Below are 20,977 nucleotides of genomic sequence, written 5' to 3' on the forward strand. Positions count from 1 at the left end.
CTCCACTCCACCATGGTGTCCACCAACGCTGATGGTGGACACCATCCTGGAGCCTCCTCTCCTCCGACGGCAGGCGGCCTCCACATCACGCGTACGCTCTTTGCGGACACAGCGACGGCACTCCAAGAGCGGACACCCACTGAGCCGGCAGCCATTAACCCATCTCCGTTGGCCGGCTCCGCGGAAGGCCTCCCAAGCGGAGCCGGCGTCACCCTTTTTCACATCGTTGCTTATTGTGAGAGCCGTTCGAGCGCGACGTCGCGGGTGCGCGGCCCGAACAGACCGATCGCGACCATCACCGCGGCCATGCTGGCCGAGGTGAAGGCGAAAACGCCGGTCACGCCGACATGATTTATCAGATACTCGATGACGAAGGCGGTGAAGATCGCCGAGAACCGGCTCCAGGAATAGACGAAGCCGACCGCCCGGGCCCGGATGCGCGTCGGGAACAGCTCCGCCTGATAGGCATGGTAAATGTAGGAGATGGTGTTGCCGGCCAGGGTCAGGGCGATCCCCGCCGCCAGGATCGCCGGCGCGCTGCCGGCCTGGGAGAACAGCAACCCCGCCACGACCACGGTGCCGGCCATCGCGACGATGATGTGCTTGCGCTCGAACCGGTCGCCGATCAGGAGCCCGAACAGCGGGCCGACCGGCGCCGCGAGGGCGATGATGCTGGTGTAGAGCAGGCTGGTCGTGACCGTGATGCCCTGCTTGATCAGCAGCGACGGCACCCAGCTGGCGAAGCCGTAATAGGCGACGGTCTGGAACACGTGGAAGACGATCATCATCATCGTCCGCCGGCGGTAGGGCGGCGAGAAGATGTCGCCGAAGCGGTGCTCGCCGGAGACCGGCTCCGCCGCCGCGGGCTCGGGCAGATCGCGGCCGCTCTCGGCGCGGACCCGGGCCTCGAGCGCGGAGAGGACGGCATCGGCCTCTGCCAGCCGCCCCTTCATCGCCAGCCAGCGCGGGCTCTCGGGCAGGCCGCGGCGGATCCACCAGACCGCGATCGCGCCGACCGCGCCGAGCAGGACCACCCAGCGCCAGCCGTCGACGCCGAGGGGCTGGGCCGGCACCAGCCCATAGGAGATCAGGGCGACCGCCGGCACCGCGGCGAAGCCGACCGCCTGGGAGAAGGCGGAGGCGCGGCCGCGCAGATGCTTCGGCACCAGCTCGGTCAGATAGGTGCCAATGGTGACGATCTCGACGCCGATGCCGAGCCCGGCAATGAAGCGCCAGAGATTGACGCCGAAGGCGGTGGTCTGGAACGCCATCACCACCGTCGCGGCCGAATACCAGATCAGGGCGTAGGTGAAGATCGCCCGGCGGCCAAAGCGGTCGGCCAGGAAACCACAGGCGATGGTGCCGAGGAACAGGCCGGAGAACAGCGCCGCGACGAAGCTCGCCCGGCCCGAGAACAGCAGCGTGAAGAAGGATTCGACCGAGGTCGCCTGCGACAGCGAGACGGACTCGGCGCTGAGGATGCCGCCCTTCACCAGGCCCGGCATGACGTAGCCGGACAGCATCAGGTCGTAGAGCTCGAAGAACAGGCCGAGGCTGAGCAGCGCGACCAGGCGCCAGACCGAGCGGGTGGTCGGCAGGCGGTCGAGCCGCGCCGAGATCGTCCCGGCGTCGAGGGCCGATCGGGCGGCGGCCGGGCTGCCGGCGACCGTCCCGACCTCAAAGGTCGTGATGCTGATCATGCGTCTCCTCCTCTCGATCGCCCCGGGACTGTTCCCGCCCCGTGGGCCGTGATGCGCGGCGGGTGTCGCCCGCCGGCTCGGCCGCGCCGTCTCACACGGTCTCGGCCTCCGTGCCGGCGGTCGCCGGTATGGTCAGGACGCCGTCTTCGATCAGCCGGCGGATCTCCGCCTCCTCCAGCCCTGCCTCGCGGGCGACGGCGAGGCCGTGCTCGCCGGGAAACGGCGGCTGGCGGGTCAGTCCCGGACGGCCGGCGGGCAGCGTGATCGGCAGGGCCGGAAGCCCTGCCGTGGCGAGCGCGGAAGCGCCCTCCCCTTCCGGCCGGGTTCGATTCATGTCGATCGGCAGCAGCCCGCCCGAGGCGTGCAGATGCGGATCGTCGAGCAACTCGGCAGGCCGAGCGATCGGCGCGAAGGGCAGGCCCAGCATCTCGCAACGGGCCATCAGCTCGGCCTTCGACAGGGTGCGGAACAGCCCCGCGACCCGGGCCAGAATGCGAGGCCGGGCCGCCGCCAGATCGGCCATCCGAGCGAGGCCCGGGTCGGCGAGCAGATCGGTCAGGCCGAAGGCTTCGCAGAAGGCCCGCCACTGCGTCTCGGTGACCACGCCGACGAAGACCTGCTGCCCGGGGTCGGCGGTGTCGAAGACGTCGTAGAGCGGCCAGGGCTTCTTCAGTTCGGGGGCGCCGAAGGGCTCCGGGTCCTGGCCCTCGATCGCCGCCCGCGCCATGTGCTGGGCGACCAGCACCATGTTGGTCTCGAACAGGCCGGACTGGACCACGCCGCCCTGCCCGGTGGCGTCGCGCCGACGCAGGGCGGCGAGCACGGCCACGGCGCCGAACAGCCCGCCCATGATGTCGTTGACCGAAGCGCCGGCGCGCAGCGGCCGGCCCGGCGGGCCGGTCATATAGGCCAGCCCGCCCATCATCTGCACCACCTCGTCCAGCGCCGCGCGATGCTCGTAGGGCCCGGGCAGGAAGCCCTTGCAGGAGCAGTAGACTAGGCGGGGGTTGAGCGCGGTCATGGCCTCAGCGCCCAGCCCGAGCCTGTCCATGGCGCCGGGACGGAAGTTCTCGACCACCACATCGGCCCCGGCGATCAGCCGCCGGACCAGGGCGAGGCCAGCCGGGCGCTTGAGGTCGACGCAGAGGCTGCGCTTGTTGCGGTTGAAGGCCGGGAAGAAGCCGATGGCGGGGCCGGTCAGCCGGCGGGTGTTGTCGCCCGCCGGCGCCGGCTCGACCTTGATCACATCGGCGCCGAGATCGGCCAGCACCATGCCGCAGCTCGGCCCCATCACCATGTGGCTGAACTCGATCACCCGGATGCCGGCGAGGGGCAGGCCGGCGGGCGTTGCTGCGGCGGTCGGCATCTGGCGGGCATCTCCCATGGCGGTGCCTCGGGCGGCCCGGTCGCGGGACGCGGCCGGGCGATAGGTCCGCGGCACGCCCGCGGCGGCGACGCGGCCGTGCAGCGGTTCGGAGGGCAGGCCGGCCGCCAGGACCGCGCGGGCGGCGATCAGGGCCTCGAGGTCGATCCCGGTGTCGAAGCCCTCGGATTCGAGCAGATGGACCAGGTCCTCGGTCGCGACATTGCCGACCGATCCGGGGGCGAAGGGGCAGCCGCCGAGGCCGCCCAGCGCGGCGTCGAAGCCGCGCACGCCCTCCTCCAGCGCGGCCATGGCGTTGGCCAGCGCGGCGCCGAGCGTGTCGTGCAGATGCAGGTTCCCGAAGCGGTCGGCGCCAATCTCGGCCCGCACCGCCCGGACCAGACGCCGGATATGGGACGGCGTGGCGTAGCCGAGCGTGTCGGCCAGGGCGACGATATCGGCGCCGGTCTCGGCCAGCGCCGCCGCCAGCGCCACGACCTCGTCCTCCGGGACCCGCCCCTGCAGCGAGCAGCCGAAGGCGGTGGAGATGCCGGCCTCGATCCGCGGCACATCCGGGCCCAGGCTGCGGGCGAAGGCGACGATACGGCCGAGCTCGGCCACCTGCTCATCGCGGCTGCGCCGGACATTGGCCCGGCAGTGCGCCTCGCTGGCGGAGACGGGGATGATGATCGACTGCGCCCCGGCTGCGGCCCCGTCCCGCGCTCCGCGGAGATTGGGCGCCAGCGCCACGACCCGGACGCGCGGATGCCGGGCGCGGACCGTGCGCACCACCTCGGCCGCGTCGGCCATCTGCGGCAGGGCCGTGGGCGGGACGAAGCTCGCGGCCTCCAGCTCCGTGACGCCGGCGGCGACCATGGCGTCGATCCAGGCCAGCTTGGCGGTGGTCGGCATCACGGCCTTGGCCATCTGCAGCCCGTCGCGCGGGCCGACGTCCCGGATCGTGACCGGACGTGCCTGGGCGTCGCTCTTCATGGCGGTCCTGCCTGTCGTCTCCCTGAATCCGGGATAGCTCCGCCGGACGAGGACGAGAATCGCTCATGCACGGGGGTAGCGTCCGCGAGTGGCGGACGCTTATGGTGCTCCGGGACCGATGAAGGGCTGGAGATGCGGACGCCGCCGGACTGGACCACGCTGCGGATCTTCCTGACCGCGCTCGAGCTCGGCAGCATCGCCAAAGCGGCCGAGCGCTGCGGCATCGCCAATTCCGCCGCCGCCAAGCGGGTCCAGATGCTGGAAGCGGACAACCGTGTGCCGCTGCTCGATCGGCATGCGCGCGGCGTGGTGCCGACCGCGGCCGGCGAGGTCTTCGCCCGCCACGCCGGTGCCCTGCTCGACGCCGAGGCCCGGCTGGCGGAGGAGATGGACGCCTTCGCCGCGGGCGGATCCGGGACCGTCCGCCTGCTCGCCACCGCCTCGGCGATCGGCGGGCACGACCTGGCGGAGGTGCTGGCTACCTTCGCCGCGACACATCCCGCAATCCGCATCGACCTGCGCGAGACCACCAGCCTGCCCGTGCTGCAGGACCTGCTCGAGGGCCGGGCCGATCTCGGCATCGTGACCACCAACCTCCGCGTTCCGGCAGGGCTGGAGGCGCAGCCCTGGCGCGAGGACCGGCTGCTCGCGGTGGTGTCGGCGGGTCATCCCCTCGCCCGTCGCCGGGCCGTCCGGTTCAATCAGGTCCTGGACCATCCGCTGGTCGAGGTGCTGGAGGCCGGGGCCCTTTCGCTGCTCCTGGCCGAGGCGGCGCAGCAGCTCGGGCGGAGTCCCAACATCCGGCACCATGTGAGCTCGATGGATGCGGCGCGCCGCCTGGTCGCCGCGGGCCACGCGGTCACCATCATGCCGGACGGCATGATCGAGCCCTATGCCGAGGCGCTGAGGCTGGCGGGAGTCCCGCTCGACGCCCCCTGGGCAACCCGCCGCCTCCGCCTCATATCCCGTCCCACCGGGACATTGTCGGCTCCCGTCAGGCTGCTGCATGATCATTTGCTGCACGCCCGGTAAAGCATGGCGTAGAGCCCCTCTGAAAGGTGAGAGAGTCGCCAGCCGCCCATGACAGCCGCATCACCAATGGCGGAAGGGTCAGAGACACTTCCTTCACAGTGGATCTCATCTCGGCACGGCTTTCTGCCAGCATCGTTCGGCTGAAGCGTGCCACAAGCGGACACAGAGCTCAGCTCTCGAGAGCGGACATACGCCGAATTGCAGGAGTCGAGCGCCAAGCACCCCAAGCGAGCCACTACGTGATCATCTCGAGCGAGCTCCTCGCAGGTACGTCCTTCTGAGCGACGCCGCGCAGGAAGAAGGTGTCCCGATCGGCGGCCTCGTCGTCGTCACCGCGGAATTGCGTATGCTCCCTGGTCGCGGACGCCTCCAGCCATGAGCCGTCCGGCCGGCAAATCCTGGCAAGGAGCACCTGCTTCGGTGGATGGTCGGTCCGACGGTCCACGATCACGCCTGTCCCTCGGCCCGGGATCGCGAACGTGTGAAGGATCTTCCGCAAGCCGATGCTCCGCCGAATTGGCCTGACCGCGTGTGCGGCCACCACAGCTTGAGCATACCACTGGGCGGACCGCAGCGCGCCATAACCGACCATAGCACCTGATTCCGGAAAGCGGCCGCTCCGATCAGACCTCGAAAACAGAGACCATCTGACGCCAGGTGACGGCGCTGGCGGTCGCGCGAAAGTCTCAGGGATGCAGCGGGTCGGCAGCCTGTGTCTCTCCTCGCTAGGATATTCGGCCGCCCAGCATCATGCGCCCCAGCATCTCGGCGACGACGCCCTGCTCGTCCGACGACAGCATGCTGACGAGCCTGCGCTCGGTCTCGGCATGGTCTCGCATCGCCGGTTCCACCAGCCGCCGCCCCGCCTCGGTCAGCTCGACGATGACGCCGCGCCCGTCGATCTCGTCGGCCATGCGCCGGATATGGCCCGCCCTCTCCAGCCGGCGCAGCAGGTTGGACAGGCCGCCCGAGGTCAGGATCAACGTATCCAGCAGGGCCTTGGGCGACATCCGGTACGGCGCCCCCTCTACCCGCAGGGTCGCGAGCACCGCATAGGCCGGATATTTCAGCCGGTGCTTCGCCAGTGTGCGGTTGACCGCGGCGAGCAGGACCTCGTGCAGATGCAGGAGGCGCCCGACCACCGCCTTGCCGGAGCAGTCGATCTCCGGGAACTCCCGGCACCAGCGCTGCATCCCGGCGCCGACCCGGTCGTTCTGCCACAACGCCGCCGGTTCGCGCCTGCCCTTCTGTCTCAGGGCATTGCCGCCCATGCCGTTCTCCCTGACTGGCTCCAACAACCGGGACAAGCATGCCCGCGGATCGCCGGAGGTGCATTGATTTGGCAAATTATCTTTCACTTATCTTTCTTGAAAGACAAAATCGACCATGCCATGGTTCGCCCGGTCGGACGGGCAAGACCCTGCCGCGACCACCGCAGAGCCGCGAACAGCGGCCGGCCGCACCGGACAAACGGGGAGATGCAACCATGCCGTATCTGCGCCGCCTTGCCTTGGCCGCCATCATGGTGGCGGGCAGCGGACTTTCCGCCCGGGCAGAGGATCTGGTCGTCGGCGCCTTCGGCGGGTCGTTCGCTGACAACGTCAAGGCCTGCCACGTCGCGGCCTTCGAGAAGGCGACCGGCGCCACGGTGTCTCTCAAGCTCGGCAATTCGTCCCAATTCGCCGCCGCCATCCGCGCCACCGCCGGCGCGCCGGACATGGATGTGGTGTTCATCGACAACTCGCTCGCCGCGCAGATGCATGGCGAGGGGATGGCCGAGACCATCGACCGCAGCAAGCTGGCCAATGCAGCCGATGTCATCCCCAGCGCCTGGGGCAAGGACGACAGCTATGTGGTGGCGATGGTGAGCGCCACGGCACTCGTCTACAACCCGAAGCTGGTGCAGACGCCGCCGACCTCGTGGCTCGACCTCTTCGACCCGCAATATGCCGGCAAATACGCCATCGGCGACATCAGCGGCACCTCCGGCCTGCAGTTCTTCCTGGCGCTGAACAAGCTCAAGGGCGGCACGCTCGACAACGTCGACCCCGGCATCGAGGCGATCAAGCCGCTCGCCGAGGGATCCGCCGTGCTCTACACCCAGGCCGACCAGCTTCTGTCGCTGTTCGAGCGCGGCGAGATCGCGATCGCGCCGTGGTATCCGGACCGCGCCGGCGTGGCCATGGACAAGGGCCTGTCGCTCGCCGTCGCCTATCCGAAGGAGGGCGCGGTCGGCATCCTCCCGGCGGTGATGATCCCGAAGGGCACGAAGAAGCGCGACCTGGCGCTCAAATTCGTCGACCAGGTGCTGTCGGCCGAGGGCCAGCAATGCTTCTCGGAACGGGCCTATATCGGCTCGGTGAACAGCAAGGTCACGTTGCCGGAGAAGCTGCAGAAGCTCGTGCCCTATGGCGACACGCTGGCGAACACCTGGTTCATCGACCCGGACGTGATCGCCAAGAACCTTCCGGTCTGGACCCGCCGCTGGCAGCGCGAGGTGGCGCGCTGACCGCGCGGACAGAGGGCGGCGTCCGATGAATGCCCTGGTCTTCGACCGGCTCGGCAAATCCTATGGCGGCCTCGACGTCGTCCGCGACGTGTCGCTGACGATAGCGGAGGGGGAGTTCGTCTCCCTCCTCGGCCCGTCGGGCTGCGGCAAGACGACGATCCTGCGCATGGTCGCCGGGCTCTTGGAGCCGAGCCGCGGCCGGCTGCTGATCGGCGAGGAGGACGTGACCCGGCTGCCGCCGAACAAGCGCGGGCTCGGCCTGGTGTTCCAGTCCTACGCGCTGTTCCCGCACCTCACCGTGTTCGAGAACGTCGCCTTCGGCCTGCGCCGGCGCAAGGTGGCGGGCGCGGAGCTGGAGCGCCGGGTGCGGGAGGCGCTGGCGCTGGTCCGGCTCGAGGCCTATGGCGACCGGTATCCGCGGCAGCTGTCCGGCGGCCAGCAGCAGCGGGTCGCCATCGCCCGGGCGCTGGCCCCGCATCCGCGCGTGCTGCTGCTCGACGAGCCGCTGTCCAATCTCGACGCCCAGCTGCGCGACGAAATGCAGATCGAGCTGAAGCGCCTGCAGCGCCAGCTCGGCATCACCACGCTGTTCGTCACCCACGACCAGGGCGAGGCCCTGTCGATGTCGGACCGCGTCGGGGTGATGGCCAAGGGCGTAATGCAGCAATTCGCGACGCCGGAGGACATCTATCACCGCCCGGCCACCGGCTTCATCGCCCGCTTCATCGGCCGGCCGAACCGGCTGGCGGGCACGGTGGCCGCGCGCGACGGTGCCGGCGGCCGCCTGCGCCTGCCGGGCGGGCTGGTGCTGCCCGCCGCCCAGGTCGACGCGCCGGAGGGGGCCCCGGTCGACATCATCATCCGGCAGGAGGCGATCCGCCTGCATCGCGATGCCGGTGCGGCGGGGGCGCTGCCCGGCACGGTGGCGCTGCGCTCCTTCAGCGGCGCCCGGCTGCAATATGTCGTCAAGCTGGCCGGCGATATCGAGCTCGTCGCCGAGGCGCCGTCGAGCGGGCCGGACGCCGCGCTGGCCCCGGGCACCCCGGTCGGCCTGGGCATCGACCCGACCGCGGTCTTCGCGATGGCGCCGGACGGGGCCGGGACATGATCCGGACCCGCCACGGCCTGCTGCTGATCGCGCCGCTGGCCCTGGTGCTCGCCGGCGTCTTCCTGGTGCCGGTGCTGATGATGCTGCCGACCAGCTTCCGCGAATACGTGCCGGCCGCGGGGCTGACGCCTGGGGTGTGGACGCTGGCCAACTACACCCAGATCGCGACCGACGGCTATTTCCGCGAGGTGCTGGGGCGCACGCTCGGCCTCGGGCTGGCCGTGACCCTGGCCTGCCTGGTGCTGGGCTATCCCCTCGCCTACCTGATCGCCCGCGGGCCGCAGCGCTGGCGCGTGACGCTGATCCTGCTGGTCGTCTTCCCCATGCTGCTGAACCTGGTGGTGCGCTCCTTCGGCTGGATCGCGCTCTTGGCCAATCACGGGCTGCTCAACAACCTGCTGATGCAGCTGGGCCTGATCAGCGCCCCGCTCAAGCTGATGTTCAACCTGACCGGGCTGCTGATCGGCATGACCCACATCTACCTGCCCTTCATGGTGCTGATGCTGGTCGCGGCGATCCGCAACGTGCCGCGCGACGTCGAGGCGGCGGCGGCCACGCTCGGCTCCAGCCGCCTGCATGTCTTCACCGCCGTGACGCTGCCGCTGTCCGCGCCCGGCATCCTGGCGGGGTCGATCCTGGTCTTCGTCCTGACCATCAGCGCGCTGGTGACGCCGCTGATGCTGGGCGGCCCGACCTACAAGGTCATGGCGACCCTGATCTATGACGAGTTCCTGCAGCTGCTGGACTGGCCGACCGGCTCGGCCCTGTCCTTCACCCTGACGATCATGGCGATCGGCGTGATCTGGCTGTCGGGCCGGCTGGCCCGGCGCTGGGCAGGCGCCGCATGAGTGCCGCGGAGGACACCCGCCCCGGCTTCGGCCTGACCGCGGCGGCGCTGGCCGTCATCGCCTTCCTGCAGCTGCCGGTGATCGTCGTGGTGCTGGCCGCCTTCAGCACCACCTCCTACCTGACCATCCCGCCGCAGGGGCTGACGCTGGCCTGGTTCGGCAAGGTGCTGAGCGACCCGACCTATCTGTCGGCAATCCGCATGAGCCTGTTCCTGGCCTGCGGCTCGACCGCGATCTCGTTGGTGCTCGGCGTCGCTGCCGCCTATGCGCTGTTCCACAAGGCTGTGCCCGGGGCCGGGGCGATCACCTCGTTCCTGATGGCGCCGCTGATCCTGCCAGCCGTCGTGATCGGCGTGGCGCTGCTGCAGTACTACAGCCTGACCGGGTTGCGCGGCAGCTTGGTTGGGCTGCTGCTGGCCCACGTCGTCATCACCGTGCCCTATGTCGTGCGCGCGGCGCTGGCCAGCCTATCGGGACTGGATGTCGCGGTCGAGGAGGCGGCGCGGGTGCTCGGCGCCACCGGCTTCGAGGCCTTCCGCCTGGTCACCCTGCCGCTGATCCGGCCGGGGCTGGTGGCGGGCGCGCTGTTCGCCTTCATCACCTCGCTCGACAACGTGCCGGTGACGATCTTCCTGATCCGCGCCGACCAGACGACGCTGCCGGTGCTGATCTTCTCTTCGGTCGAGATGGGCGTCGACCCCAGCGTCGCCGCCGTCTCGACCCTGCTGATCCTGGCCACCGGGATCGTCCTTCTCATCGCCGAGCGCCGCGCCGGCTTCCACCGCTTCGTCTAGAGGACCCACCATGCCGCTGACCAGCCGGGGCTTCCCGCTGTTCCTGACCTTCGACCTCGACGCCGAGACGATGTGGACCGGCCGCGACCCGGCCTATGCCGCCCGCCCGATCCTGATGTCGCAGGGCGCCTATGGCTGGAAGGTCGGCACCGGCCGCGTGCTCGACCTGCTCGACCGTTACGGCATCAAGGCGACCTTCTTCGTCCCCGGGCTGATGATCGACCAGCGCGAGGGGCTGATGGAGGAGATTCTGCGGCGCGGGCACGAGCTAGCGCATCACAGCTACAGCCACACCTGGATCCTGAACCTCACGCCCGAGCAGGAGCGGGAGGAGATGGAGCGCGCCTTCCAGTCGATCAGGCGGGTCAGTGGCCAGGCCCCGCGCGGCTGGCGCTCGCCCGCGGCCGAGATCAGCCCGATCACCATGCCGATGCTGGTCGAATACGGCTTCGACTATTCGTCGAACTTCTTCGACGACGATTCCCCCTATCTGCACGAGGTCGAGGGCAAGCCGACCAAGATCGTCGAGCTGCCCTTCCGCTGGGTGCTCGACGACGCGCCATTCTTCCAATACTCGATCGTGCTGCCCGGCCGGACGATGCAGGCCCCCTCGGCCCTGCTGGAGGCCTGGAAGGGCGAGTTCGACGTGCTCTATGCCGAAGACCGCATGATGATGGTCGGCATGCATCCCGAGATGATCGGCCAGCCCTCGCGCATCAAGGCGCTGGAAGGGCTGATCGAGCACGCGCTGAGCCACCCCAAGGTCTGGATCGGGCGCTGCGACGAGATGGTCGACGACATGCGCCCGGGACTGGAGCGCGCCCGCGCCGGGGCGGCGGCATGAGCGGGGCGCTGGCCGGCCGGCGCATCCTGGTCGCGGGCGGGGCCAAGGGGATCGGGCTGGCCAGCGTCCGGCGCTTCCTGGCCGAAGGCGCTGCCGTGGCCGTCTTCGACCGGGACGAGACCGCGCTGGCGGCGCTGCCCGGCGAGGCCGCCCTGCCCGCGATCGCCGGCGACGTGTCCGACCCGGACTCGGTCGCGGCCGGGGTGGCGGCCTGCGCCGAAGCCCTCGGCGGACTCGACGGCGTCGTCAGCGCGGCCGGGATCGACCTGGTCGCCGATATCGAGACGATGGAGCCGGCGCAGTGGAACCGCGTCCTGGCCGTCAACCTGACCGGGCCGATGCTGGTGGCGCGCGCCGCCTTCCCGCATCTGCGCGCCGCCGGCGGCGGCACCATCGTCAATGTCTCCTCCGGCGCCGGGCTGTCGCCCCTGCAGCACCGAATGGCCTATTGCGCCTCCAAGGCCGGGCTGCAGATGGCGTCCAAGGCCCTGGCGATGGAGGCCGCGGCCTTCGGCATCCGGGTCAACACGGTATGCCCGGGCGCGGTCGAGACCGACCTGTTCCGCTCCGGCATCGACGCGGCCCCGGACCCGCAGGCCGCCTATGAGGCGGTGCGGGCCCGCTACGCGCTGCGCCGCATCGCCTCCCCGGAGGAGATCGCCGCCGCGATCCTGTGGCTGACCAGCGCCGAATCCTCCTACGTCACCGGCACGGCCATCGCCGTGGACGGCGGCCGCACCTTCCATTGAGGGCCGGGCGATGACCGCAGCCAGCAGGCGCTTCAGCGGCAAGGCCGTCGTGATCACCGGCGCCGCCCACGGCATCGGCGCCGCCACCGCCCGTCGCTTCCTGGCCGAAGGCGCGCGCGTCGCGCTGATCGACCGCGAGGCCGATGGGTTGGCGGAGATCGCCGCCAAAGCGCCTGCCGGCGCCCTGGTCACCATGGTCGGCGATTGCACGGATGCGGCGGTCCTGGCCGAATTCCACGACCGCGCCGTGGCCGCCTTCGGCCCGGTCGACATCCTGTTCAACAATGTCGGCCAGAGCGGCCGGGAACGCGCCGCCCCCTTCCATGAGTCCGAGGAGGATGTCTGGCGCTTCGTGCTCGAGGTCTCGCTGCTGACCGCGATGCGGATGTCGCGGCTGGTTGTGCCCGCCATGCGGCAGCGAGGCGGCCGGATCGTCAACATGGCCAGCGACGCCGCCTTCGTCGGCGATGCCGGGCTGACCGACTATGCCGCCGCCAAGATGGGAGTCGTCGGCTTCACCCGATCGCTGGCCCGGGAACTGGCGCCGCATGGCGTCACCGTCAACGCCGTCGCGCCCGGCGCGATCCGGACCCGGGCGCATGACCGGCTGACGCCAGCCGTGATCGAGCGGATCAAGGCGACGACGCCCGCCGGTTTCATCGCCGAGCCCGAGGACGTGGCCGGTACGGTCGCCTTCCTGGCCAGTGGGGACGCCCGCTACATCACCGGCCAGACGCTGCTGATCGACGGCGGCCGCTGGATGGTCTGAGGGACGACGCCATGAGCACCGCCATCGCCGATCTGTCCGCCACCGCCCTGGCCGCCGCGATCCGCAGCCGGTCGGTCTCGCCGGTCGAGGCGGTGGAGGCCGCGCTGGCGCGGATCGAGGCGCGCCGGGACCTGAACGCGATGATGGCGCTGTGCGCCGACCGCGCCCGGGCCGAAGCCAGCCGAGCGGAGGCGGCGGTGACGGCCGGTGCGGCGCTGGGGCCGCTGCACGGCGTGCCGTTCACGGTCAAAGACCTGACCAGCACCGAAGGCGTCGCCACCACCCAGGGCTGCGCCCTGTTCGCCGACACCGTGCCCGCGACCGATGCGGTCGCCGTCGCCCGGGCGCGGGCGGCGGGCGCCATCCTGATCGGCAAGACGACGACGCCGGAATTCGGCCACAAGCCCTTCACCGAAGGCCCGTTCTTCGGACGGACGCTCAATCCCTGGAGCGCCGGCCACACCTGCGGCGGCTCCAGCGGCGGCGCCGCGGTGGCCGTGGCCACCGGCATGGGGCCGATCGCGCTCGGCTCCGACGGCGGCGGGTCGATCCGCATCCCGGCCGCCTGCTGCGGCGTCGTCGGGCTCAAGGCGACGCTCGGCGCCATCCCGAACCTGCAGGCGCCCGACCTGTTCGGCGCCAACTCCTATGTCGGCCCGATGGCGCGCGACGCCGCCGGCACGCGGCTGCTATTCGAGGCGATTGCCGGCCCGGACCGGCGCGATCCTTATGGCCAGACAGGCTCCCTTCCCCGCCGCGCGCTGCGGGACGGCGAGCGTCCGCGGATCGCCCTGCTTCTGCGCTGCGGCGCGATCCTCGACCCCGCGGTCGAAGTGGCCGTCGTCGCCGCCATGCGGCAGGCCGTGGCCCTCGGCATGGAGGTCGAGCCGATCGAGCTCGACCTCGTCTCGCTGGAGCCGCACTTCCTGGTGCTGCTGCGATCGCTGCTGCTGGCCCGCCTCGGCGGCCCCGCCGCGCGGTCGCCCGAAAAGCTCGACCCGACGCTGCTCGCGACCATCGAGGCGGGCCGGGGCTGCACTGCCGTCGACCTGCACGAGGCCCAATTCGCCCGCAGCGCCTGTTTCGCCAAGATCCAGGAGACTCTGGCGCGCTTCGACCTGATCGCGTCGCCGACGCTGTCCGCGCCGGCCCTGCCGGTCGGGCTCGATCCGCTCGGCCGGGTCGAGATCGCCGGCCGGGACGCGGGGACGATCCGTGGCGCCTGGTATCCCTACACCTTCCCGTTCAACCTGACCGGCCATCCGGCCCTGTCGCTTCCCTGCGGCCTGACACCGGAGAGGCTTCCGATCGGCCTGCAACTCGTCGGCCGCTGGCATGAGGAGGCGTATCTCCTGGACGTGGCGGCTCGGCTCGAGACCGCATTGGGCTTTCCGGGCCCCTCCTTCGAGCCGGTGCGCTGACCCATCCAAACATGGACAGGTTCATGCCAGCCTCAGACAGACTGGAGGGCGCCGATATCGTTGAAAAAGTCCCCAACGACTACTTGGAGCACAAATTCGAGCAAGTTTCCTGCCGATCCGGTCGCCATCCTGCATCTTTTGGCGCGCCGGCCATCCGCTTATGGGCTCTTTGTTGCGCGCGAAAATTGCGCACCGACTTTTTCAACGATATCCGCCATTTCCGGCCATTGCCGCGGCATCCCGAAACCGGACATCGTCCGGGCCACCGGCTTCTTGGCCCTTCCCAGCCAATCGAGCTCAGTTTCGGTGTGCCAGCACGAGACGTCGCCCCGACTGCGATCCACTACCTGGTACACAGCCGGGACGACGCTGAGCGCCGGTTGTCGGACACGTGCGCTCGCAGGCATAAAGTCACATTCAGCTGTGGATGTTCCATCTGAGGAGATCTCGGCCCGCCGGCGCGGGCAACGGTGGCCCATTGCGGTTGATGTGGGTTGAAGGACCGGAGGCAGAACCGTTCTGCTCCAAGCTTCGGAGCGTGGTCAGAGTGGCCTGCTACCGAGTGCTTGGCGACGGATAGGGTGCGTCACCCGATTGGCCCAGCCCGGCAGGGGCGCGCCATATCCGGCCATTGCGCCTGGACCGCAGTATCGGACATCAAACGCGAGGCGCTTCGAGCCAGTCGTAGGGCCTACACCACGTCGCCGATTACAAAACCGTACAGTCGCGGCAAGAATGCGATAACTGCCGTTCCAGTGCAATGGCACCACCGGACGCGAGCACCAGATGCGGGTCGTCCGGCGGTCCCTGTCCAGGCGCAATCGCCTAGCTTCCCGGAGATTCACAGCATGACGATCCGTCTCACCAGTGCCGCCGGCTGCCTGCTCGCGGCCGCAGCCGCCCTTGTCGTCCCGGCCCGCGCCGCGCCGGTCCCCTGCGAGGACATGCTGAAGCAGCTCAGGGCCGCGCTGGCGACCGCGACGCCGAACGACGCCGACAAGGCCGCGGTCGCTGATCTGCAGGCCAAGGGCATCGAACGGTGCACCGCCGACGATGACAAGCGCGCCGACGACTTCTTCGCCCAGGCTCTGAAGATCCTCGGCAAATGACCGCGCACCTGCAGCCTCGGGCGACGGTGCCGGTCTTGCCGAAAGGTGTGGACGGATCAAACCGACTTACGCCCCCGAACCGGGTCCCCGGCGTCACGGTTGACTTCTGGCTGATCAAGCTGATGGCGGTAACGATGGGCGAGACCGCGGCGGACTACCTGGCCGTGAACCTCGGGCTGGGCCTCTCCGCCACCTCTCTGATCATGAGCGCGATCCTCGTGGCTACCCTCGCCGTCCAGTTCGCGCAGAAGCGCTATGTGCCGTGGGCCTACTGGCTCGCCGTGGTGATGATCAGCATCGTCGGGACCCTGGTCAGCGACAACCTGGTCGACAATCTCGGCGTCACCCTCGAGGCGACGACAGCGATCTTCGGCCTCGCGCTGATCGTCGTCTTCGCCGCTTGGTTCACCTGCGAAGGCACCCTGTCGATCCATACGATCGTCACCACGCGGCGGGAAGTCTTCTACTGGCTGGCCATCCTGCTCACCTTCGCCTTCGGCACGGCGGCGGGCGACCTCGTGTCCGAGGCCTTCGATCTCGGCTACATCGTGACCGGTATCTTCTTCGCCGCGGTGATCGGCATCATCGCATTCGCCCATTACGGGCTCGAGATGAACGGCATTCTGGCCTTCTGGCTGGCCTACATCTTCACCCGGCCGCTGGGCGCGTCCGCCGGGGACCTGCTGTCGCAGCCGACCGAGTATGGCGGGCTGGGCTTCGGCACGACGACCACCTCGCTGGCGTTCCTGGGCTGCATCATCGCGATCGTCGTGTACATGACGCTGGCCCGGAGCCGCGTGCCCGCAGTGGCGGACGGCGACTCGTAATGCCAGCCGTCGCGGCTACGGCAGCAGCACCGAGACCCTCAGCCCGGGACGGTTGTCGCCGAGCGAGACCTCGCCGCGATGCAGCTGCGCCGTTGCTGCGACCAGGCTCAGGCCGAGGCCATTGCCCGGCGTGTGGCGGCTCTGCTCCAGGCGGTAAAAGCGCCGGAACACCCGCTCCCGGTCTTCCGCCGGGATGCCGGGACCGCGATCGGCCACCAGAAGCTCGACCCGATCGTCCGGCCGGCGCGACAGGGCGACGTCGATGCCCGTTCCCGCCGGGGTGTGACGCAGGGCGTTCTCGATCAGGTTCGCGGCCAGCTGGGACAGCAGATCCGCGTCGCCGGTTACCATCAGATCGGGTTCGATCCGGCACCGCATGACCCGATCCTGCTCCTCCACCGACGCCTGGAAGACCTCGGCGACGGTGCCGACCAGGGCGCTCAGATCGACGCGGGCGAAACCCCGGCGCCGGCTGCCGGCCTCGACCTGGGCGATGCGCAGCAGGGAGTTGAAGATGCCGAGCAGGCGATCGGCCTCGACGATGGCCCGCTCCACCGACCGCTCGTAGTCGGCGGCCGTGCCCGACCGCAGCAGGGCCCCCTCCAGCCGCTGCCGCAGGCGGCCGAGCGGGGTTCGCAGGTCGTGCGCGATGTCGGTCGACACCTGCCGCAACCCTTCCATCAGCGCCTCGATCCGGTCCAGCATGGCGTTGACGATGCCGGTCAGCCGGTCGAACTCGTCATCCGTGCCCCGCCCCGGCAGGCGCTGGCTCAGATCTCCCTCCATGATCTTCAGGCAGATGCGGTTGATGGCATCGACTCGACGCAGCACGCCGGCGCTGACCAAGAGCCCGCCGCCGACGCCCAGCACGGCCGTGGCCAGCAGCCCCCAGCCGAGGCCACGCAACCAAAGCTCCCGCAGCTCGTCGATCGGCGCCCGGTCGGCGGCCACCAGGATGAACGAGCCGTCGGCCAGGATCTTGCCGACGCCGCGCAGCCGCAGCTCGGCGCCGTCCTGGCCGCCGCCGGGGAAGGTCAGGTCCAGCAGCCCCGGTACCGGCGTCATCGCCGGCAGGTTGCCGGCCAGGCGCCCACCGCCGCGGTCCTGAAACAGGTAGAAGCCCGGACCGAGCGGATCCTGCTTCAGGCTCTGGTCTATGTCGCTGGCGATCTCTTCGGGCGAATCGTGCGGGTAATCCTCGGTCAGCGCGGTGATGGCAGTCGTCAGCGTGTTGTCGAACTGGCGCTCGGTGTAGCCCTCGGTCGCCCAGTAGAGGATGCCGAGGATCACCGCGACCGACATCCCGAACACCACCGTGTACAGGGCCGTCAGGCGGAAGCTGGTGGTTCGGAGGATCCGAGCCCGCATTGGTGGGCTAGGCCGGCGGACCAAGACGGTAGCCCGCGCCGCGGACCGTGGTGATCAGCTCGCCCGAGGAAGGCCGGTGCAGCTTGCTGCGCAGCCGGCTCATATGCGCCTCGACGACATTGGTGTTCGGGTCGAAGCGCAGGTGCCAGACATTCTCCAGCAGCATGGTCTTGGTCACCACATGGCCGGCGTTGCGCAGCAGGTACTCCAGCAGCTGGAACTCGCGAGGCTGCAGCTCGATCCGATGACCAGACCGGGTGACCGACCGGCGCAGCAGGTCCATCTCCAGCTCGGCGCAGCACAGCATCGTCTCCGCAGTGCCCTGGCGGGCGCGGCGGCCCAGCGCCTCGATGCGGGCCAGCAGCTCCGGAAGGGCGAATGGCTTCGGCAGGTAGTCGTCGCCGCCCGCCTCCAGGCCGGCGACCCGGTCCTCCATCTCGCCCAGAGCTGTCAGGAACAGGACCGGCGTGTCGACCTCGGCGGCGCGAAGGCGCCGGACCAAGGCGAGGCCGTCGAGCTTCGGCACCATTCGATCGACCACCAGGATGTCGAATGCGCCGCTGGCGGCGGCCAGGAAGCCGCGCGGCCCTTCATCCACCGCTTCGACCACATGGCCGTTGGCCATCAGGCCGTCGGCGACATACGCGGCGGTGTCCGCGTCGTCCTCAATCAGCAGGATCCTCATCGCAACCGCTCAATTCTTACCACTCGCATCCAAAGCGCCATCTCGCTAGTTAATATATCTTCAGGACGAGCAAATCATATGCCAACGAATTGCGGCCAACATTAAAAATCCGTTATCTCTTCTGGCAGAGTTCATGTCGTGACTTGATTGCCCTATATACGGACTCCTCAAAAGTTTGTTTTGGCATTTGCCTCAGAGGTTAGCGATGTCCGGCGAGAACAAGCCGATTTCCGGGCCGAAGCTGTCCATCGTGCACCCTAAGAACGATGATCCGCTTGACGGATCCGGAGCGGCCGACGCGCCGGACGGGTGGTACGAGTCGGACCGCCTGGGCCATGCGAGGGATACACCTGGCGAGGCCGACGGCGACCGGCCGACGAACGCCTCCCGCATCGTCGACCATCTCAAATCGATCCTGTCCGCCGCACGCCGCGATGACGTCTGAAGGGATGGCGGCCAAGGCCGCTGCCTGAATGGCGGATCCACTGCAGGCGCATCAGGTCGCACCTCCGACGCTTTTCTGTAGCATCTGCTTCTTGTATGAGTTTCTGTAGCAGTTGTAACATTGTCCTGTCCAGCCGTGACCGTGTCGGACTTCGCCCCCATCCCAGTCGAACAGCGCGTCGAGGCGGCCATCGGCCGGCTGTCGCCGGCGGAGCAGCGGGTCGCTCGCTTCCTGGTCGCGGAGAAGGAGGCGGTGCTGCTGTCCTCCGCCGCCGAGATCGCGGCCCGGGCCGGCACCAGCGACGCGACGGTGGTGCGGACGGCGCGGTCGCTCGGCTTCGAGGGGCTGGCGCAGCTGCGCGAGGCGCTGCTGGCCGACCTGACCGGGGCGACGACGCCGGGTAGCCGCATGCGCCGCACCCTCGATGCCGCGGGCGAGGATGCGGCCGGCGCGCTGCAGCACGTGCTGTCGATCCACCGCGAGGCCACGGAGGCCCTGGCCCGGCCGGAGTTCCAGCGGCCCTTCGCGCATGCGGTCGAGATCTTGTCCGCCGCCCGGCGCCGCCATGTCTTCGGCATCGGGCCGTCCGGCAGCCTGGCCGAATATGCCGCGCTGCAGCTCAGCCGCATCGGGCTGCCGAGCGAGGCGCTGGCCGAGAGCGGCATCGGCCTTGCCGACCGCCTGCTGCGGGTCGCCGAGGGCGACGCGCTGATCCTGATCGCCTACGCGCCAGTCTACCGCGAGGTGGCCGTGACGCTGGACGTCGCCGAGCGGCACCGGGTTCCGGTGCTGCTGGTCAGCGACAGCCTCGGCCCCCTCATGCGCGACCGCGTCGCCGAGATCCTGCCGGTGCCGCGCGGCCGGGCCGATCATCTGGCGATGCATGCCGGCACCATGCTGCTGATCGAGGCGCTGGTCGTCGCCCTGGCCGCGCGCGACCGCGAGCGCGCGCTGGCCGGCCTGGAGACTCTTGGCGCCCTGCGCGGCGAGATCGACAAGCTCTGGCTCAGACGGGGGTCGAAACGGACGCCATGATCAGCACCACCGCCATCCTTTCCACCATCACCGCCTCCTTCCTCGGCTCCTTCGTCGAGGTGGTGGAAGCCTTTACCATCATCCTGGCCGTCGGCCTGTCGCAGAGCTGGCGGCCGGCCTTCATCGGCACGGCGGCGGCGCTCGCGGTCCTGGCGGTGCTGATCCTGCTGCTCGGACCGCTGCTCGAGCTGGTCCCGATCGAGGGGCTGCAATTCGTCATCGGCACGCTGCTGATCCTGTTCGGCCTGCGCTGGCTGCGGAAGGCGATCTTGCGGGCGTCTGGCCTGATCCCACTGCGCGACGAGGCGCGCACCTTCGAAGCGGAGACGGACCAGCTACGCCGCCGCAGCTCCGAGCGCCGGGCCGACTGGCTGGCCGGCGTCGCCGCGTTCAAGGCGGTGCTGCTGGAGGGCGTCGAGGTCGTCTTCATCGTCATCGCCGTCGGCGCCGGGCGTGGCCTGATCGGTTATGCCAGCCTCGGCGCCACCGCGGCTTGCCTGCTGGTGCTGGTGATCGGGCTGGCGGTGCATCGGCCGCTGTCGCGGGTGCCGGAGAACACGCTGAAATTCACCGTCGGCCTGCTGCTGACCTCCTTCGGCGTGTTCTGGACCGGCGAGGGGCTGGGCGCCGACTGGCCGGGCGCGGACCTGTCGCTGCTCGGCATCCTGGCGCTGGTCGCGGCCGTGTCCTTCGCCGCAATCCGGCTGCTGCGACCGCCCTCTGGTGCACCGGCCCGGAGATGGCGCCATGACTGCGATCCGGGCCGTGCTGGCCGAGGTGCTCGGCCTGTTCATCGACGACGGCGCCCTGGCGCTGGCGGCGATCGCTTTGATCGCCGCCGTTGCCGCGGCGGTCCGCTCGGCCGGGCTGCCGCCAATCGACGGCGCCCTCCTGATCCTCCTCGGCTGCCTGCTGATCCTGGCCGAGAGCCTGTGGCGGGCGGCCTGGGCGAAGCGCCATGGCGGGAGGTGATCGAGACCGGCCGGAGCGCGCGATCCTGTTCACTAGGTCGTGTGGACGGATTTGAGCAAGATGAGCCGGCGGTGAGGGCGACGAAGGATGCGAAGTTTCGCTTCGTCTTCTCGCAGCGTAAGGCGACGCGCTTGAAGCGCTTGAGCTTTCCGACGGCCTGCTCGATGCGGGCACGATCCTTGTAGAGCGTCGTGGGGAAGAAGCCGGGCTTTTGCTTTTCGTTGGCCTTGGCGGGAATGACGGGAACGATGCCGCGTTTGCGTGCCGCCTGGCGGTTGGCCGTCTCGCTTCACGAGGTCGACCGGCCTATGCGCCGGCCACGACTCAGGCGCCGCTCGGCTGCCGGGACGAATCCCTGGAATGCCGCGCGCCCATGTTACTCAAGAAAAAGGTGCCCGGGCTCGGC

20 protein-coding genes are annotated in these 20,977 nt (G+C 69.7%); 14 read left to right on the plus strand and 6 right to left on the minus strand.

All coding sequences use genetic code 11. The features are described from left to right. Window positions 1–230: 230 nt before the first annotated feature. Window positions 231–1,700: an MFS transporter gene (locus ACFW16_RS33010; RefSeq protein ID WP_380313311.1), complete on the minus strand. Its 1,470-nt coding sequence runs from the start codon at window positions 1,698–1,700 to the stop codon at window positions 231–233. 91 nt (window positions 1,701–1,791) lie between these two features. Then, the gene (locus tag ACFW16_RS33015; protein WP_380313313.1) at window positions 1,792–4,056 is read right to left on the minus strand and encodes a hydroxymethylglutaryl-CoA lyase; all 2,265 of its coding nucleotides are present in this window, start codon (window positions 4,054–4,056) and stop codon (window positions 1,792–1,794) included. A gap of 132 nt (window positions 4,057–4,188) precedes the next feature. Between ACFW16_RS33015 and ACFW16_RS33020 the strand changes: the two genes are divergently transcribed. Further along, window positions 4,189–5,088: a LysR family transcriptional regulator gene (locus tag ACFW16_RS33020; protein WP_380313314.1), complete on the plus strand. Its 900-nt coding sequence runs from the start codon at window positions 4,189–4,191 to the stop codon at window positions 5,086–5,088. A gap of 235 nt (window positions 5,089–5,323) precedes the next feature. On the opposite strand, the gene ACFW16_RS33025 is transcribed toward ACFW16_RS33020, so the two are convergent. Together ACFW16_RS33025 and ACFW16_RS33030 are read right to left on the minus strand one after the other, a co-directional pair. After that, window positions 5,324–5,587, minus strand: coding sequence for a hypothetical protein (locus ACFW16_RS33025; protein WP_380313315.1), 264 nt, complete (start codon window positions 5,585–5,587; stop codon window positions 5,324–5,326). Window positions 5,588–5,813: 226 nt separating this feature from the next. After that, entirely contained in the window at window positions 5,814–6,359 is a 546-nt protein-coding gene (locus ACFW16_RS33030) for a MarR family winged helix-turn-helix transcriptional regulator (protein WP_380313316.1), read from the minus strand. Window positions 6,360–6,574: 215 nt separating this feature from the next. Here ACFW16_RS33030 and ACFW16_RS33035 point away from each other — a divergent pair, with 215 nt between their 5' ends. The 10 genes from ACFW16_RS33035 (at window position 6,575) to ACFW16_RS33080 (ending at window position 16,066) form a co-directional block, all read left to right on the plus strand. Next, a complete protein-coding gene (locus tag ACFW16_RS33035; RefSeq protein ID WP_380313317.1) occupies window positions 6,575–7,597 on the plus strand; it encodes an ABC transporter substrate-binding protein in 1,023 nt (340 codons plus the stop codon). A gap of 25 nt (window positions 7,598–7,622) precedes the next feature. After that, the gene (locus ACFW16_RS33040; protein ID WP_380313318.1) at window positions 7,623–8,705 is read left to right on the plus strand and encodes an ABC transporter ATP-binding protein; all 1,083 of its coding nucleotides are present in this window, start codon (window positions 7,623–7,625) and stop codon (window positions 8,703–8,705) included. Beyond that, window positions 8,702–9,553 (plus strand): ABC transporter permease, encoded by an 852-nt coding sequence (locus tag ACFW16_RS33045; protein ID WP_380313319.1) that lies wholly within the window; start codon window positions 8,702–8,704, stop codon window positions 9,551–9,553. Before ACFW16_RS33040 ends, ACFW16_RS33045 begins: the two co-directional genes overlap by 4 nt. Continuing rightward, on the plus strand, window positions 9,550–10,347 hold the full coding sequence (locus ACFW16_RS33050) for an ABC transporter permease (RefSeq protein ID WP_380313320.1): 798 nt from the start codon (window positions 9,550–9,552) through the stop codon (window positions 10,345–10,347). The genes ACFW16_RS33045 and ACFW16_RS33050 overlap by 4 nt, the downstream gene beginning before the upstream one ends. Before the next feature lie 10 nt (window positions 10,348–10,357). Then, window positions 10,358–11,191 carry a polysaccharide deacetylase gene (locus ACFW16_RS33055; protein ID WP_380313321.1) on the plus strand — a complete coding sequence of 278 codons (834 nt, stop codon included), beginning with the start codon at window positions 10,358–10,360 and terminating at the stop codon, window positions 11,189–11,191. Continuing rightward, window positions 11,188–11,940, plus strand: a complete 753-nt coding sequence (locus tag ACFW16_RS33060; RefSeq protein ID WP_380313323.1) for an SDR family NAD(P)-dependent oxidoreductase — start codon at window positions 11,188–11,190, stop codon at window positions 11,938–11,940. Before ACFW16_RS33055 ends, ACFW16_RS33060 begins: the two co-directional genes overlap by 4 nt. 10 nt (window positions 11,941–11,950) lie before the next feature. Next, window positions 11,951–12,709, plus strand: a complete 759-nt coding sequence (locus ACFW16_RS33065; protein ID WP_380313325.1) for an SDR family NAD(P)-dependent oxidoreductase — start codon at window positions 11,951–11,953, stop codon at window positions 12,707–12,709. An 11-nt stretch (window positions 12,710–12,720) separates the two neighbouring features. Beyond that, entirely contained in the window at window positions 12,721–14,130 is a 1,410-nt protein-coding gene (locus tag ACFW16_RS33070) for an amidase (RefSeq protein ID WP_380313326.1), read from the plus strand. Between the two features lie 848 nt (window positions 14,131–14,978). After that, the gene (locus tag ACFW16_RS33075; protein WP_380313327.1) at window positions 14,979–15,239 is read left to right on the plus strand and encodes a hypothetical protein; all 261 of its coding nucleotides are present in this window, start codon (window positions 14,979–14,981) and stop codon (window positions 15,237–15,239) included. Continuing rightward, on the plus strand, window positions 15,236–16,066 hold the full coding sequence (locus tag ACFW16_RS33080; protein WP_380313328.1) for a hypothetical protein: 831 nt from the start codon (window positions 15,236–15,238) through the stop codon (window positions 16,064–16,066). Before ACFW16_RS33075 ends, ACFW16_RS33080 begins: the two co-directional genes overlap by 4 nt. A gap of 15 nt (window positions 16,067–16,081) precedes the next feature. On the opposite strand, the gene ACFW16_RS33085 is transcribed toward ACFW16_RS33080, so the two are convergent. Together ACFW16_RS33085 and ACFW16_RS33090 are read right to left on the minus strand one after the other, a co-directional pair. Continuing rightward, window positions 16,082–17,434 carry a sensor histidine kinase gene (locus tag ACFW16_RS33085; RefSeq protein WP_380313329.1) on the minus strand — a complete coding sequence of 451 codons (1,353 nt, stop codon included), beginning with the start codon at window positions 17,432–17,434 and terminating at the stop codon, window positions 16,082–16,084. A gap of 7 nt (window positions 17,435–17,441) precedes the next feature. Further along, entirely contained in the window at window positions 17,442–18,119 is a 678-nt protein-coding gene (locus ACFW16_RS33090; RefSeq protein ID WP_380313330.1) for a response regulator transcription factor, read from the minus strand. Window positions 18,120–18,324: 205 nt separating this feature from the next. Here ACFW16_RS33090 and ACFW16_RS33095 point away from each other — a divergent pair, with 205 nt between their 5' ends. The 3 genes from ACFW16_RS33095 (at window position 18,325) to ACFW16_RS33105 (ending at window position 20,756) form a co-directional block, all read left to right on the plus strand. Further along, entirely contained in the window at window positions 18,325–18,564 is a 240-nt protein-coding gene (locus ACFW16_RS33095) for a hypothetical protein (protein WP_380313331.1), read from the plus strand. A 141-nt stretch (window positions 18,565–18,705) separates the two neighbouring features. Next, window positions 18,706–19,599 carry a MurR/RpiR family transcriptional regulator gene (locus ACFW16_RS33100; RefSeq protein WP_380313332.1) on the plus strand — a complete coding sequence of 298 codons (894 nt, stop codon included), beginning with the start codon at window positions 18,706–18,708 and terminating at the stop codon, window positions 19,597–19,599. Further along, complete coding sequence (locus ACFW16_RS33105) at window positions 19,596–20,756, plus strand: COG4280 domain-containing protein (protein ID WP_380313333.1); 1,161 nt, start codon at window positions 19,596–19,598, stop codon at window positions 20,754–20,756. Before ACFW16_RS33100 ends, ACFW16_RS33105 begins: the two co-directional genes overlap by 4 nt. Window positions 20,757–20,977 lie beyond the last annotated feature (221 nt).

The organism is Inquilinus sp. NPDC058860, assembly GCF_042743185.1.
In the GTDB taxonomy this organism is placed as follows: Bacteria; Pseudomonadota; Alphaproteobacteria; order DSM-16000; family Inquilinaceae; genus Inquilinus.

Coding starts and splice junctions, on each gene's coding strand:
- ACFW16_RS33010 (WP_380313311.1), bottom strand. CDS start 1,700: ATGATCAGCATCACGACCTTTGAGGTCGGGACGGTCGCCGGCAGCCCG.
- ACFW16_RS33015 (WP_380313313.1), bottom strand. CDS start 4,056: ATGAAGAGCGACGCCCAGGCACGTCCGGTCACGATCCGGGACGTCGGC.
- ACFW16_RS33020 (WP_380313314.1), top strand. CDS start 4,189: ATGCGGACGCCGCCGGACTGGACCACGCTGCGGATCTTCCTGACCGCG.
- ACFW16_RS33030 (WP_380313316.1), bottom strand. CDS start 6,359: ATGGGCGGCAATGCCCTGAGACAGAAGGGCAGGCGCGAACCGGCGGCG.
- ACFW16_RS33035 (WP_380313317.1), top strand. CDS start 6,575: ATGCCGTATCTGCGCCGCCTTGCCTTGGCCGCCATCATGGTGGCGGGC.
- ACFW16_RS33040 (WP_380313318.1), top strand. CDS start 7,623: ATGAATGCCCTGGTCTTCGACCGGCTCGGCAAATCCTATGGCGGCCTC.
- ACFW16_RS33045 (WP_380313319.1), top strand. CDS start 8,702: ATGATCCGGACCCGCCACGGCCTGCTGCTGATCGCGCCGCTGGCCCTG.
- ACFW16_RS33050 (WP_380313320.1), top strand. CDS start 9,550: ATGAGTGCCGCGGAGGACACCCGCCCCGGCTTCGGCCTGACCGCGGCG.
- ACFW16_RS33055 (WP_380313321.1), top strand. CDS start 10,358: ATGCCGCTGACCAGCCGGGGCTTCCCGCTGTTCCTGACCTTCGACCTC.
- ACFW16_RS33060 (WP_380313323.1), top strand. CDS start 11,188: ATGAGCGGGGCGCTGGCCGGCCGGCGCATCCTGGTCGCGGGCGGGGCC.
- ACFW16_RS33065 (WP_380313325.1), top strand. CDS start 11,951: ATGACCGCAGCCAGCAGGCGCTTCAGCGGCAAGGCCGTCGTGATCACC.
- ACFW16_RS33070 (WP_380313326.1), top strand. CDS start 12,721: ATGAGCACCGCCATCGCCGATCTGTCCGCCACCGCCCTGGCCGCCGCG.
- ACFW16_RS33075 (WP_380313327.1), top strand. CDS start 14,979: ATGACGATCCGTCTCACCAGTGCCGCCGGCTGCCTGCTCGCGGCCGCA.
- ACFW16_RS33080 (WP_380313328.1), top strand. CDS start 15,236: ATGACCGCGCACCTGCAGCCTCGGGCGACGGTGCCGGTCTTGCCGAAA.
- ACFW16_RS33085 (WP_380313329.1), bottom strand. CDS start 17,434: ATGCGGGCTCGGATCCTCCGAACCACCAGCTTCCGCCTGACGGCCCTG.
- ACFW16_RS33090 (WP_380313330.1), bottom strand. CDS start 18,119: ATGAGGATCCTGCTGATTGAGGACGACGCGGACACCGCCGCGTATGTC.
- ACFW16_RS33095 (WP_380313331.1), top strand. CDS start 18,325: ATGTCCGGCGAGAACAAGCCGATTTCCGGGCCGAAGCTGTCCATCGTG.
- ACFW16_RS33105 (WP_380313333.1), top strand. CDS start 19,596: ATGATCAGCACCACCGCCATCCTTTCCACCATCACCGCCTCCTTCCTC.